General features: G+C 70.8%; 11 protein-coding genes. 2 read left to right on the top strand and 9 right to left on the bottom strand.

Going from position 1 to position 13,975, the window contains the following annotated elements; all coding sequences use genetic code 11:
• Positions 1–22: 22 nt before the first annotated feature.
• From ACIBJG_RS23915 to ACIBJG_RS23875, 9 genes are all read right to left on the bottom strand, one after another.
• Positions 23–1,216, bottom strand: coding sequence for a pseudouridine synthase (locus ACIBJG_RS23915; RefSeq protein WP_399310225.1), 1,194 nt, complete (start codon positions 1,214–1,216; stop codon positions 23–25).
• Entirely contained in the window at positions 1,216–1,866 is a 651-nt protein-coding gene (scpB, locus tag ACIBJG_RS23910) for an SMC-Scp complex subunit ScpB (RefSeq protein ID WP_399310223.1), read from the bottom strand. Before scpB ends, ACIBJG_RS23915 begins: the two co-directional genes overlap by 1 nt.
• Positions 1,863–2,915: a segregation and condensation protein A gene (locus tag ACIBJG_RS23905; protein ID WP_399310222.1), complete on the bottom strand. Its 1,053-nt coding sequence runs from the start codon at positions 2,913–2,915 to the stop codon at positions 1,863–1,865. The genes scpB and ACIBJG_RS23905 overlap by 4 nt, the downstream gene beginning before the upstream one ends.
• A 116-nt stretch (positions 2,916–3,031) precedes the next feature.
• On the bottom strand, positions 3,032–3,634 hold the full coding sequence (locus tag ACIBJG_RS23900; protein ID WP_399310481.1) for a hypothetical protein: 603 nt from the start codon (positions 3,632–3,634) through the stop codon (positions 3,032–3,034).
• Positions 3,631–4,749, bottom strand: a complete 1,119-nt coding sequence (locus ACIBJG_RS23895; RefSeq protein ID WP_399310221.1) for a ParA family protein — start codon at positions 4,747–4,749, stop codon at positions 3,631–3,633. The genes ACIBJG_RS23900 and ACIBJG_RS23895 overlap by 4 nt, the downstream gene beginning before the upstream one ends.
• Before the next feature lie 369 nt (positions 4,750–5,118).
• Positions 5,119–6,234, bottom strand: a complete 1,116-nt coding sequence (gene ald, locus ACIBJG_RS23890; RefSeq protein ID WP_399310478.1) for an alanine dehydrogenase — start codon at positions 6,232–6,234, stop codon at positions 5,119–5,121.
• A gap of 143 nt (positions 6,235–6,377) precedes the next feature.
• Complete coding sequence (locus ACIBJG_RS23885) at positions 6,378–8,441, bottom strand: tetratricopeptide repeat protein (RefSeq protein ID WP_399310219.1); 2,064 nt, start codon at positions 8,439–8,441, stop codon at positions 6,378–6,380.
• Positions 8,442–8,648: 207 nt separating this feature from the next.
• Positions 8,649–9,275 carry an NUDIX domain-containing protein gene (locus tag ACIBJG_RS23880; RefSeq protein ID WP_399310218.1) on the bottom strand — a complete coding sequence of 209 codons (627 nt, stop codon included), beginning with the start codon at positions 9,273–9,275 and terminating at the stop codon, positions 8,649–8,651.
• An 88-nt stretch (positions 9,276–9,363) separates the two neighbouring features.
• Positions 9,364–11,025 carry a CTP synthase gene (locus ACIBJG_RS23875; RefSeq protein ID WP_399310216.1) on the bottom strand — a complete coding sequence of 554 codons (1,662 nt, stop codon included), beginning with the start codon at positions 11,023–11,025 and terminating at the stop codon, positions 9,364–9,366.
• Positions 11,026–11,421: 396 nt separating this feature from the next.
• On the opposite strand from ACIBJG_RS23875, the gene ACIBJG_RS23870 reads away from it, so the two are divergent.
• On the top strand, positions 11,422–13,224 hold the full coding sequence (locus ACIBJG_RS23870; protein WP_399310477.1) for a glycoside hydrolase family 15 protein: 1,803 nt from the start codon (positions 11,422–11,424) through the stop codon (positions 13,222–13,224).
• A gap of 217 nt (positions 13,225–13,441) precedes the next feature.
• Positions 13,442–13,969, top strand: coding sequence for a TnsA-like heteromeric transposase endonuclease subunit (locus tag ACIBJG_RS23865; protein ID WP_399310214.1), 528 nt, complete (start codon positions 13,442–13,444; stop codon positions 13,967–13,969).
• The last annotated feature ends 6 nt before the right edge of the window (positions 13,970–13,975 follow it).

The following is a 13,975-nucleotide window of genomic DNA, read 5'->3' as shown; positions in this document are numbered from 1 at the left end:
CCTGCGGACCCTGCGGGGTGGTCTACAGACCGACCTCGCGCATCAGCATGCCCACTTCGGTGTTGGTGAGCCGGCGCAGCCAGCCCGACTTCTGGTCGCCCAGCGGGATCGGCCCGAAGGACGTGCGCACGAGCCGCTCGACGGGGAAGCCGGCCTCGGCCAGCATCCGGCGGACGATGTGCTTGCGGCCCTCGTGGAGAGTCACCTCGACGAGGTAGTTCTTGCCGGTGTTCTCGACGACACGGAAGTGGTCGGCGCGGGCGTACCCGTCCTCCAGCTGGATGCCGTCCTTGAGCCGCTTGCCCAGGTCGCGCGGGAGCGGGCCCTGGATGGCGGCGAGGTAGGTCTTCTTCACGCCGTACTTGGGGTGGGTGAGACGGTGGGCCAGCTCGCCGTGGTTGGTGAGCATGATGATGCCCTCGGTCTCGGTGTCCAGCCGGCCGACGTGGAAGAGACGCGTCTCACGGTTGGTGACGTAGTCGCCGAGGCACTGACGGCCGTCCGGGTCCTCCATGGAGGAGACGACGCCGGCCGGCTTGTTCAGCGCGAAGAAGAGGTGCGACTGGGTGGCGACGGTCAGGCCGTCCACCTTGATCTCGTCGTGGTTCACGTCGACGCGCATGCCCTGCTCGACGACGATCTCGCCGTTCACCTCGACGCGGGACTGCTCGATGAGCTCCTCGCACGCGCGGCGCGAGCCCATGCCGGCCCGGGCGAGGATCTTCTGCAGCCGCTCGCCCTCCTGCTCGGCGCCCGGGTGGGTCTTGGGCGTCTTGATCTCGGGCTTGTCCGCGTACCTGTCGCGGTTGCGCTGCTCGATCTTGGCGTCGAGCTCGCGCGAGCGGGCGGGGGAGCCGTACGGGGCACGCCGGCCGCCACCCCTGGACCCGGCCGACGCCGCCTTCGGGCCGCCCTTGGCACCGCCGCGGGCGGACTCGCCGCGGCCCTTGCGGGTGCCGCCGTCGCCGCCCGGCTTGTCGTTGCCGACGTCGTAGCGGCGCTCCTCGGGGCGGGGGCGGCGGGGGCGCTGCTCCTGATTGTCGTCGCGCCCGGAGCCGGGGGTCCGGGCGTTCGGGTTGCTGTTCCTGCCCGTGCCGGAGTTGTTCCTGCTGCTCCTGCCGCCGCCGCTGCCGCCGCTCCTGGCGCCGCCGCCGCTGTTGCCGCCACTCCTGCCGCCGGCGCCGCTGCTGCCGCTGTTCCTGCCACTGCTTCGCATCAAAATTCCGTCTTGTCGTGTGCGTGAGTATCCGGGGTGTCCGGTGCGTCCGGATCGAACGACGGCACACCCTCTAGCGTCTCAGCCTCGATCGCGTCCGCCTCGGGGAGGAAGGGCGCGAGCTCCGGGAGCTCGTCCAGGCCACGCAGGCCCATTCGCTCCAGAAAGTAGTTCGTCGTCCTGTACAGGATCGCACCTGTTTCGGGTTCCGCGCCCGCTTCCTCTACCAGACCCCTCTGGAGCAGGGTCCGCATGACCCCGTCACAGTTCACGCCGCGCACCGCGGAGACCCTCGACCGGCTCACCGGTTGGCGGTACGCGACCACCGCGAGGGTCTCCAGCGCCGCCTGCGTGAGACGGGCGTGCTGGCCGTCCAGGACGAAGCCCTCGACCGCCGGCGCGTACTCCGGGCGCGTGTAGAAGCGCCAGCCGCCCGCGACCAGCCTGAGGTCGAAACCGCGGCGCTGCACGGTGTACTCGTCGGCCAGTTCCCGCAGCGCGTCCGCGACGGCCCGCCGGGGCCGCTCCAGCACCTTGGCCAGGTGCTCCTCGGTGGCCGGCTCGTCGACGACCATGAGGACGGCCTCCAGCGCGGGCTTCAGATCGAGGTCCGCCACGACGGTGGGACCGGTGACGTCCTGCTCGCTCATGCCTTCACATCCTGCCGCTCGTCCTGCACGTCCTGCACGTCCGGTGTCTCCTGGTCGAACTCGTCCGTCACGACGGGCTCGGCCCCCCGCTCCCCCACCCAGCGCACCATGAGCTCGCCGAGCGCCTCGTCCTGGTCCAGGGCGACGGCCTTCTCCCGGTAGAGCTCCAGCAGGGCGAGAAACCGCGCGACGACGGTGAGGGTGTCCGGGGCGTCCTCGGTGAGCACCCGGAAGCTGAGCTCCCCCGCCTCGCGCACCCGCGCCACCACGATCCCGGCCTGCTCGCGGACGCTGACCAGGGGGGCGTGGATGTGGTCGACGTAGACCTGCGGCTTGAGCTTCGGCTGCATCGCCTTCACGGCGAGTCGTGCGAAGCCCTCGGCGCCGATGCTGATGACGACGTCGGGCAGCAGTTCGGCGTGGTGCGGTTCCAGGCCGACGGTACGGGGATAGCGCCGGCCCTCCGATTCGAGGCGGGCGCTGAAGATCTCGGCGATGCGCTTGTACGCGCGGTACTGCAGCAGCCTCGCGAACAGCAGGTCCCTGGCCTCCAGGAGCGCCAGGTCGCCCTCGTCCTCCACCTCGGCGGCAGGCAGCAGCCGGGCGGCCTTCAGATCGAGGAGGGTCGCGGCGACGACGAGGAACTCGGTGGTCTGGTCGAGGTCCCAGTCCGGACCCATGGCCCGGATGTGGGCCATGAACTCGTCGGTCACCTTCGACAGGGCGACTTCGGTCACATCCAGCTTGTGCTTCGAGATGAGCTGGAGCAGGAGATCGAAGGGCCCCTCGAAGTTCGCCAGCCGGACGGTGAAACGCCCGTCGCCGGGGGCGGGAGCAGGGGCGGGGGCGGGGGCGGGGGCGGGAGCAGGAGTGGGGGCCGCAGCAGGGGCGGGATCCGAGGCGCCGGGCCCCACCGCCGGGGCTGCGTCCACCACCGGATCCGCGGCGAGACCGTCCGTGCCCGGCCCGTCCCCGGGGACGGGCCCACCGCCCGGCCCGCGGCCCAGGGAGCGGCGGGAGGTGCGGGCGGGCTGGTCGGGTGTCGGCATGGAGATCCAGGGTGCGACGGGAAACGGACGGCGGCGGCCCGAACAGTACGGTACGGGACGGGCCGCACCGCTCGGCCGACGGCCGCCCTCCGGGCAGGCTACCGGCGCCGCACCGCTCAGCGGCCGCGCAGCCGCCGTACGAGGATGCTCGCGTCGCCCCGTGACTCCAGGTCCGCGAGAACCACGGCGACGGCCTCACGGACGATGCGTCCGCGGTCGACGGCCAGGCCGTGCTCGCCGCGCAGCACGAGCCGCGCGTGTTCGAGGTCCATCAGCTCCTCGGCGGAGACGTAGACCGTGATCTTCTCGTCGTGGCGCTCCCGGCCGCTGGGCCGCCGGTTCGCCCCGCGTCCGCCGCCCCGTCTGCGCTGCTGCTGTACGACGGGGGCGGGCACCGGTTCCTGCGAGGACGGCGGCTGCGGCCGACGCCCGGCCTGTGCGGCCACCGCGACACGGTCGTTCTCACCGCCGCGGCTGCGCGAGGCTCCGGCGCCGGCGTCGGTGTCCGCCGCGGAGTGCTCCTCCTGCGAGGAGGGGGCCGCGCCTGCGGAGGCCTCGGAGCCCTCCCCCTGCGTGCCGGCCCCGGAATCCCCTTCGCCGGCCGGAGCCGGGACCCGGGCCTCGCCGTTCGCCTTGCGCCGTCGCTCCGCGGGGGACGAGGACTGCAGCCCCATCCCCCCGGTGGTACGGAACAGTTCGTCGGCCCCGGGCAGACTCACTCGGCGTGACACCGGGCGAGCACCTCCCTGGCGAGCTGGCGATAGGCGGCGGCACCGACCGAGTTGGAGGCGTACGTGGTGATGGGCTCACCGGCGACCGTGGTCTCCGGGAAGCGGACCGTACGCCCGATGACCGTGTGGTAGACGTGCTCGTCGAACGCCTCGACGACCCGTGCGAGGACCTCACGGCTGTGCACCGTGCGGGAGTCGTACATGGTGGCGAGGATGCCGTCGAGCTCCAGGTCGGGGTTGAGCCGCTCCTGGACCTTCTCGATGGTCTCGGTGAGCAGCGCCACACCGCGCAGCGCGAAGAACTCGCACTCGAGCGGCACTATCACCTTGTGCGCGGCGGTCAGCGCGTTCACCGTGAGCAGGCCGAGCGAGGGCTGACAGTCGATCACGATGTAGTCGTAGTCGGCCATCAGCGGCTTCAGGGCGCGCTGCAGCGTGGACTCGCGGGCCACCTCGCTGACCAGCTGGACCTCGGCGGCCGACAGGTCGATGTTGCTCGGCAGCAGGTCCATGTTGGGCACGGCGGTCTTCAGGAGGACCTCGTCGGCCGCCATGCCCCGCTCCATGAGCAGGTTGTAGACGGTGAGGTCGAGCTCCATCGGGTTGACGCCGAGGCCGACCGACAGGGCTCCCTGCGGGTCGAAGTCGACGAGCAGGACACGCCGGCCGTACTCCGCGAGCGCGGCGCCCAGGTTGATGGTCGACGTGGTCTTGCCGACGCCGCCCTTCTGGTTGCACATCGCGATGATCTTCGCGGGACCGTGATCGGTCAGCGGGCCCGGAATCGGGAAGTAGGGCAGGGGCCGGCCGGTCGGGCCGATCCGCTCACGGCGCTGCCGGGCGGCGTCGGGCGCGAGGGTGGCCGCGTACTCCGGATCGGGCTCGTACTCGGCGTCTGGGTCGTAGAAGTGCCCCTGGGGCGCTTCGTCGAAGTCGGCGAAGTGGGCGGTGTCCCGGCCACTCTCGTTGCCGGCCATGGCGTTCACGTGTAGGCCGTCCATCATCTGGGGGGCTGTCGTCATGTGCTGGTGGGTGGCGAAGGTGCGGACAGCGACGGAGCCGACAGCCTCCAGCCCGTTCGGGCTCTGGCCCCGCGCCGGCATCCCTGGATGAACACCCCCGGGAGTAAATGTCGACTCATTCACAAGTCGTCTTACCTCCTTGGACGTGACCAGGAAACTTATCGATAGGTCAGCGTGGCACCATGCCGACGATTGGCGACTCTATGGCGTGTCACCGGTCCGCAGCAACACAATCCGCCGGACCCGGCCCGTTGTGTCGGCAATCGAACACCCCGCTGTCAAGGGCACGCAGCCCCTCGGGCGCACTTTTCGCGGGGGCACGAATCGGTTAAAGGGTTACGTTCGAGGCGAGTTGCGCGGGGCCTTCACAGGGCCCCGCACACGTCCGGCCGGACCTTGCTCGGCAAGGTCCGGCCGGACGCACGAGGTTGACGGAAAGGGTTGCCCCCCTCAGCCGAGAAGCGTGCTCAGTTCGACGTGGTCGAGGTCGTGCGCCTCGGCCACCTCGCGGTAAACGACCTGCCCGTCATGGGTGTTGAGGCCCTTGGCGAGCGCGGCGTCCCGGCGCAGCGCCTCGGCCCAGCCGCGGTTCGCGAGCTCCACGATGTAGGGCAGCGTCGCGTTGGTGAGGGCGTACGTGGAGGTGTTCGGGACCGCGCCCGGCATGTTCGCGACGCAGTAGAAGACCGAGTCGTGAACCATGAAGGTCGGCTCGGCGTGCGTCGTCGGGTGCGAGTCCTCGAAGCAACCGCCCTGATCAATTGCAATGTCGACAAGTACACTTCCGGGCTTCATCTTGGCGACGAGCTCGTTGGTGACCAGCTTCGGGGCCTTCGCGCCGGGGATCAACACGGCACCGACGACGAGGTCGGCCTCGATGACGGCCTTCTCCAGTTCGAAGGCGTTGGAGACGACGGTCTGCACCTTCGTACCGAAGATCCTGTCGGCCTCGCGGAGCTTGTTGATGTCCTTGTCGAGCAGCGTGACGTGGAAGCCGAGACCGACGGCGATCTGCGTGGCGTTCCAACCGGAGACGCCGCCGCCGATGACGACGGCCTTGCCCGCCGCCGTGCCCGGGACGCCGCCGGGCAGCACACCGCGGCCGCCGACCGAACGCATCAGGTGGTACGCGCCGACCTGCGGGGCCAGCCGGCCCGCGACCTCGGACATCGGGGCGAGCAGCGGCAGCGCGCGGTTCGCGGTCTCGACGGTCTCGTAGGCGATGGCGGTGGTGCCGGACTCCAGCAGCGCGTCCGTGCACGCCCGGGAGGCGGCGAGGTGCAGGTACGTGAAGAGGGTCTGGCCCTTGCGGAGCCGGTGGTACTCCTCGGCGACCGGCTCCTTGACCTTCAGCAGCAGGTCCGCGGTGGCCCAGACCTCGTCGGCGGTGGGCAGGATCTGCGCCCCGGCGGCGACGTACTCCTCGTCCGTGATGGAGGAGCCGGCCCCTGCGTTCTCCTCGACGACGACCTGGTGGCCGTGGCGGACGAGCTCGTGCACACCGGCAGGCGTGATCGCCACGCGGAACTCGTTGTTCTTGACTTCGCGGGGGATGCCGACCTTCACGTCGATCACGGTCCTTGACTCAGAGGGTTATCCGGGCATGGCTATACATACCCGGACAGACGCAGCGTAAATGGAGACACCGCGAACACCCGCGGCAGAGCCAGTCTAATGAAGGGGTTCTCGCTGTCTAGCCTTACAAAGCATTAATTTTCTGTCGCCGCACTACGGATTTCGTAGGCTGCGCTCTCCTCGCCCAGCAATCTCTCGGCCGCACCCCTGTGCAGCCCCGCAGCTGCGGGGTCACCGAGGCGGTCGAGGGTGTCGGCCAGCCGGAGCTCCAGGGCGGCCTGCAGGCGCAGGTCCTTGGCCTGGCGCGCCCACTGCACGGCCTCACGGCACGTCTGCAGCGACTCCTGCGGACGGCCCGCGTACTCCTGGACCCGGGCGACCTCGCTGAGAGCCCGCGCCTGCGCGGGCAGATCGCCGAGCCTGCGGTAGCCGGCCGCCGCCGCCCGCCAGTTCCGCAGCGCCTCGCCGTACCGTCCGGCGTAGGTGTGGACGGTGCCGAGCCGCCCGTAGAGCCGCGCCTCGTCGGCCCGCTCACCCTGGGTGAGCCGCTGGGCGAGCGCCCGTCCGTACCAGTCCGAGGCCCGGTGGAAGTCGCCCAGCTCCGCGTAGGCGCCGCCTACGGATTCCATGGCGCGGCCGGTGGCGTACGGATCCTTCGCGGCCCGTCCGGCGTCCAGTGCGGCCCGGTAGCGGGCCAGCGCCTCCCGGGTCCGGCCGGTCCCGGCGTCCAGATCGGCGAGGTTGAGCAGGGCGGCCGCCCGCTCCCGGGGCAGATCGCGGCGCTCGGCGACGGCCAGCACCAGACCGTGCAGTCCGTAGAGCTCGGGGGCGGCCGCCTCGGTGCCCTCGTGCGCGGCCAGCGCCCGCACCAGCGCGGCCACCAACCGCCGCGCCAGAGTGTCCAGTTCACCGTCCTCGACGGCGATCCGGGCGGAGGCGAGCAGCGCGGGCCGACGGCTCCGCAGCCATGCGGCGGCAGCCTCGGGGGCCGGGAACCGCAACGAGCGCGGCAGCCCGGCCAGTTTGCGCCGGGCCGGGGAGCCCTCCGGTTCGGTGACCGCCCGGCAGGACTGGAGCAGACGCACGGTGCGCTCCAGCATCCGGGCCCGGGCGAGCTGGATCTCGGCCGGGCGGTCCCGGTCCTCCAGCAGCGCCCGCAGCAGCGCCGAGAGGCAGCCGGGCACCTCGTACTGCGGCTGCTCGGCCCCGTCGCTGCGCAGCAGCCCGAGCCGCACGAAGTCGTCGAGGGTGGTCCGGGCGGCCGAGACGGAGCAGCCGGCCAGCGCCGAGGCGGTGTGGGCGTCGGCGAGCCCGGCCGGGGCGAGGGCGAGCAGACGCAGTATCCGGGCGGCGGTCGTCGGCAGGGAGTCGTGGACCAGCCGGAAGGCACGGGCCAGCGGGCGGGCGCCGGTGGGCTGCTCGGTGTCGTCCGGCAGCTCCCGCAGCTGCTTGGTGACATCGGCGACCGAGGCCGTCGGGTGCGTGGCCAGCCAGCCCCCGAGCATGACCAGGGCGGCGGGCTGCCCACCGCACTCCTCCGCCAGCGTCTCGGCCGTCAACGGGTCGACGGTGATCCTCACCTGGCCGATCGCACGGGCGAGCAGTGCGACAGCGGAGCCGGCGTCCAGACCGCCGATGGTGCAGGGCCGGACGCCGGGGATGCCGGTCAGCGGGCCCTGCGCGGTGGCGATGACGAGGCAGTCCGGGTTGTCCGGGAGCAGCGGGTCGACCTGCTCCGCGTCGGGGGCGTCGTCGAGCAGGAGCAGGACGCGGCGTACGGCGAGCGCCTCGCGGACCATCTCGGAGAGTTCGTCCGCGTCCGCTCCGGGCGGTCCGGCCACGCCCAGTCCGCGCAGCAGTTCACGCGCGGCGCGTTCGGCGGGGACGGGGGTGCCGCCGGGTTCGGTGAGCCGGACCCGGATCATTCCGTCGGGGTAGTCGCCCGTGCAGAGCAGCCGGCGGGTGAGTTCACCGGCCAGTGCGCTGCGGCCGGAACCGGGGCGTCCGGCGATCAGCAGGACCCGGGCCCGGCCGCTCTTGCGACCGGCCATGGTGTCCAGTCCGGCCCGTTCGATATCGGCCCGCAGTTCCTTCAACTCGCGCTCGCGACCGAAGAATCGGGGTGGTTCGACGGCGGCCGGCTCCTCGGTCCCCGCTGCCTCGGCCGGGCCGCTGGTGTCCACCGCCTGATCCGTCACGGGCCACGCTCCACTTCGCTGCACGCGTCGCCCGCCGGGACTCCGGTCAGGGCATTCAGAGCGTAGTTCAGGCGAGTGAGCGAACCGGGTGGAGCGCGACGGGGAGGTCCCCCGATCGGATCAGCATCTTTTCCGATCGGGGGATACCGGGGAGTGTCCGCACGAGTCGCGAGAGCGCCGCCCCGTGCGGATGGTCCCGACGGCCCGTCAGGCCTCGAACGGCCGGGCGGGCCAGGGCGCCTCCGCGGGCCGCAGCGAGTCGGTTCCGTCACCCGCGAGCACCGCCGCGAGCGAGAGCACCCCCACCACCAGGCAGTTGTTGTGCAGGTCCCCGGCGAGGACACCCCGCACGAGTTCCTGGAGTGGCACCCGGGCGAGCTGCATGTCGGCCTCCTCCTCGGAGACGGCGAAGCGCTCCCCGTCCGCCTCGGAGATGTTCCGGGCGAGGAAGATCCGTACGGCTTCGTCGCAGCCGCCGGGCGTCGTGTAGACGTCGGTCAGCACGCGCCAGTCCTCGGCCTTGACGTACGCCTCCTCGTAGAGCTCGCGCTGCGCGGCGTGCAGCGGGTTCTCGCCGGGGACGTCGAGGAGCCCGGCCGGAATCTCCCACAGCTTGTGACGCACCGGGTGGCGGTACTGGCGCAGCACGAGGACGCGGTCCTCGTCGTCGAGCGCGAGCACGGCGACCGAGCCGGGGTGGACCTGGTAGTCACGGCGCGCGACCGTGCCGTCGGGCATCTCCACGTCGTCGGTGCGGACGCTGGTCTTGTTGCCCCGGAACGGAGTCTCGGTCGCGGTGACCGGCCATTCCTCGGGCGTGTCCTGGAAACCCATCTACGTCCTCCCACAAAAAACAGTGACCGGGGTACGCGTCCTCGAAGGATGCGTACCCCGGTCAACCGTAACGCCTGCGGGGATGCCGTTACTTGCGCGGCTCGGCGCCCGTCTTGCGTGCGACGGCCGCCTTCACCAGGCCCGCGAAGAGCGGGTGCGGGCGGGTCGGGCGGGAGCGCAGCTCGGGGTGCGCCTGCGTGGCGACCAGGTAGGGGTGGACCTCGCGCGGGTACTCGACGTACTCGACGAGCTTGTTGTCCGGGGAGGTGCCGGAGAAGACCAGACCGGCCTTCTTCTCCAGCTCGGCGCGGTAGGCGTTGTTGACCTCGTAGCGGTGACGGTGACGCTCGTCCACGTACGGCTGGTCGTCGTAGGCCTCACGGACCAGCGAGCCCTCGGCGAGCTTCGCCGGGTACAGGCCGAGGCGCATGGTGCCGCCCAGGTCGCCCGCGCCCTCGACGTACGCCAGCTGCTCCTCCATCGTCGAGATGACGGGGTGGGCGGTGGCGGCGTCGAACTCGGTGGAGTTGGCGTCGGGGATGCCGGCGAGGTTGCGCGCCGCCTCGATCACGATGCACTGCAGGCCCAGGCACAGGCCGAGCAGCGGCACCTTGTTCTCACGGGCGTACTGGATGGCGCCGACCTTGCCGATGACGCCGCGCTCTCCGAAGCCGCCGGGGATGCAGATGGCGTCGACGTCACCGAGCTGGTTCTTGGCTCCGGCCGGGGTCTTGCAGTCGTCGGACGCGACCCACTTGACCTTGACACGGGCCTTGTTGGCGAAGCCGCCCGCCCGGATGGCCTCGGTGACCGAGAGGTAGGCGTCGGGCAGGTCGATGTACTTGCCGACCAGCGCGACGGTGACCTCGTGGTCGGGGTTGTGGACGCGGTCCAGCAGGTCGCCCCAGGTGGTCCAGTCGACGTCGCGGAACGGCAGGTCGAGCTTGCGCACGACGTAGGCGTCCAGGCCCTCGGAGTGCAGCACCTTCGGGATGTCGTAGATCGACTTCGCGTCCGGGCAGGCCACCACGGCGGCTTCGTCGACGTCGCACATCAGCGAGATCTTGCGCTTGATGGCGGTCGGCACCTCGCGGTCGGCGCGGAGCACGATGGCGTCCGGCTGGATACCGATGTTGCGCAGCGCCGCCACCGAGTGCTGGGTCGGCTTGGTCTTGAGCTCGCCGGACGGCCCGATGTAGGGCAGCAGCGAGATATGCACGACGAAGACGTTGTCCCGGCCGACCTCGTGGCGGACCTGGCGGACGGTCTCCAGGAACGGCAGCGACTCGATGTCGCCGACCGTGCCGCCGACCTCGGTGATGACGACGTCGACGTCGTCGGTGGCCATGCGGCGGATGCGGTGCTTGATCTCGTTGGTGATGTGCGGGATGACCTGCACGGTGTCACCGAGGTACTCGCCGCGCCGCTCCTTGGCGATGACCTGCGAGTAGACCTGGCCGGTGGTGACGTTGGCGGAACCGTCGAGGTCCACGTCCAGGAAGCGCTCGTAGTGGCCGATGTCCAGGTCGGTCTCGGCGCCGTCGTTGGTGACGAACACCTCGCCGTGCTGGAAGGGGTTCATCGTGCCCGGGTCGACGTTCAGGTACGGGTCGAGCTTCTGCATGGTGACCCGGAGGCCGCGCGCCTTGAGCAGGGCACCGAGGCTGGAGGCAGTCAGACCCTTGCCGAGGGAAGAGGCGACACCCCCGGTGACGAAGATGTGCTTGGTCGTCGTGGATGTGGGCTGCATAGCCAAAGGGGGCTCCCGTGGTCGCGATCGTGAGGTGCGTACCGGCATTCCCATCCGGAAGAATCCGGAGGTGCCGTCGCTGCGGTTCGGGGGCCTCGTCTGCTCTCGCTGACGACCACCGTCCACGGGCTACCAGGGTAACAGCGACGAGAGGAGCCTGCTTCCGGCCACTCCCGGGGCACGGGATCCACGCACGTCCCTCACACCCCACCCGTTCGGCTCACCTCTGTTGTCAAGTGCGTCGCGCGGATCACCCGGGTGCGTCGTATCCTGCTCGGACACTCGCTCCGGGCGAGGTAAGAGCTCGCAGGTCCCCCACATCAACCCCTTGCAACGACCTCTTGACCCGCAGTAAGCGCCCCACGGGGCGACATGGCCGTTCGACTGGAGATGCACGTGGCCGGGCGCATCGAGGATTACGCACTCATCGGAGACATGCAGACCGCCGCCCTGGTCTGCCGGGACGGCACGGCCGACTGGCTGTGCCTGCCCCGCTTCGACTCACACGCCGTCTTCGCGGGGCTGCTGGGCACCGAGGAGCACGGCTTCTGGCGCCTGGCACCGGCCCGCGCGGAGGGCGCGGAACCGGCGCCGGCGGACCGTCGCCGCTACCGCGGGGACTCACTGATCCTGGAATCGGAATGGGACACGCCGCGCGGCACGGTCAGAGTGACCGATTTCATGCCGCCGCGCGACGGCGCGCCCCAGCTGATCCGGATCGTGGAGGGAATCAGCGGCCGGGTGCCGATGCGCTCGGAGCTGCGGATGCGGTTCAGCTACGGGCGCGTCACCCCGTGGGTGCACAAGGTGGACGGCCGTACGGTGGCCGTCGCCGGCCCCGACTCGGTCTGGTACGACACCCCTGCGGAGACGTACGGCGAGAACCTGACGACGTACTCCGACTTCACCGTCGCCCCCGGGGACCGGATCGCGTTCACCATCAGCTGGCAGCCCTCGCACCACGAGCCGCCCGCGCTCCCGGACCCGGAGGGCTCGCTGGAGGCCACCGCGGACTTCTGGCGCGAGTGGGTCGAGCAGTGCACGTACCACGGCCCCTACCGCGAGGCCGTGGTCCGCTCGCTGATCACCCTGAAGGCTCTGACGTACGCGCCGACCGGCGGCATCGTCGCCGCGCCGACCACCTCCCTGCCGGAGGACATCGGCGGCTCCCGCAACTGGGACTACCGCTACACCTGGCTGCGCGACGCCGCGATCACCCTCTCCTCGCTGCTGCGCACGGGCTACCGCGAGGAGGCCCGTGCCTGGCGCGAGTGGCTGCTGCGTGCGGTCGCGGGCGACCCCGAGAACCTCCAGATCATGTACGGCATCGCGGGCGAGCGGGAGCTGGGCGAGGCCGAGCTGGAGTGGCTGCCCGGTTACGAGAACTCCGGCCCGGTCCGCGTCGGCAACGGCGCGGCGGGCCAGCTCCAGCTCGATGTGTACGGCGAGGTCACCGAGGCCCTGCACCTCGCGCACATGACGGGGCTGACCCGTAACGACTACGCGACCGGGCTCCAGCTCAAGCTGATCGAGTACCTGGAGAAGCACTGGGACGAACCGGACGAGGGCATCTGGGAGGTGCGCGGTCCGCGCCGGCACTTCGTGCACTCCAAGGTGATGGCCTGGGTCGCGGTCGACCGGACGATCAAGCTGATCGAGTCGGGCGACACGGACGGCCCGCTGGAGAAGTGGCGTGAGCTGCGCGACGACATCCACCGCGACGTCTGCGAACGGGGTTACGACAAGGAGCGCAACACCTTCACCCAGTCCTACGGGTCGAAGGAGCTGGACGCGTCCCTGCTGCTGATCCCGCAGATGGGGTTCCTGCCGCCCGACGACAAGCGGGTCATCGGCACCATCGAGGCGATCCAGCGGGAGCTGTCCACCGAGGACGGCTTCGTGCTCCGCTACCCCACCTCGGGTGAGAACGCGGGTGTGGACGGCCTGGAGGGCGACGAGGGCGCGTTCCTGGCGTGTTCGTTCTGGCTGGCGGACGACCTGGCGATGATCGGCCGGGTCGACGAGGCCCGCCAGCTCTTCGAGCGCCTGCTGTCCCTGCGCAACGACCTGGGCCTGCTGGCCGAGGAGTGGGACGCGCGGCTGCAGCGGCAGGTGGGCAACTTCCCGCAGGCGTTCAGCCATGTGCCGCTGATCGACACGGCGCTGCGGCTGACGGCGAGCGGGGCGTACGTGGGCTGACGGGCTGTGGGATCCCAGATCCCCTGTCCTCGTCCCAGCGGTGGTGTCCACCGCGTGGCCAATAGGACAGGGGGATGGGATTCATGCCCAGTGTGCGAGTAGTTCCCCTCTTTGTGTACAGGACCTCCCCGGTCGTCGTCTGCGTACGCGGCAGGGGCAGGACTTCGGCGTCCGGCGGCCAGTGGGGCGCCTCGGAACGCACGGGGTTGATGGTCTGATGGGTACAGCGGTGGCCGCACCGGTACGGCTGAGTGTCCGGCGTGATGACGTGGCCGTGGTGGATGACCTGGAGTGGTCGTCGGTGCCGCTCGGGCTGCTGCGGGAGGCTCGGCCCTGGCGGACGTTCCGCTGGTTCAAGGGACAGCAGCACTATTCGGGCACGTACTGGTCGGCCACCATGGGCGACCACGTGATCTACGAGTCGCGGCTGGAGCTGGGGCGGCTGCTGTTCGCTGACTTCGCCCCAGAGGTGCGGCACATCGTCGCCCAGCCGTTCCTGCTCAAGACCGATGTTGACGGCAAGATCCGCAAGCACATCCCGGACTACCTGCTGCTGACAGACGACGGCCCGGTGGTCGTGGACGTCAAGCCGCGCCGCTGGCTTCAGAAGCCGGAGGTCGCCTTCACCTTCGCCTGGACGCGCGAGGCGGTCGCGTCGCGCGGGTGGCAGTACGAGGTGTGGAGCGAGCCGGATCCTCACGTGCTGGAGAACATCCGGTTTCTGGCCGGCTACCGCCGCGACTGACTGTTC

The sequence above is a fragment of the Streptomyces sp. NPDC050422 genome (assembly GCF_044458665.1).
Lineage (GTDB): Bacteria > Actinomycetota > Actinomycetes > Streptomycetales > Streptomycetaceae > Streptomyces.
Note: the sequence above shows the minus strand (reverse complement) of the source record. Positions and strands in the feature narration are given on the sequence as shown.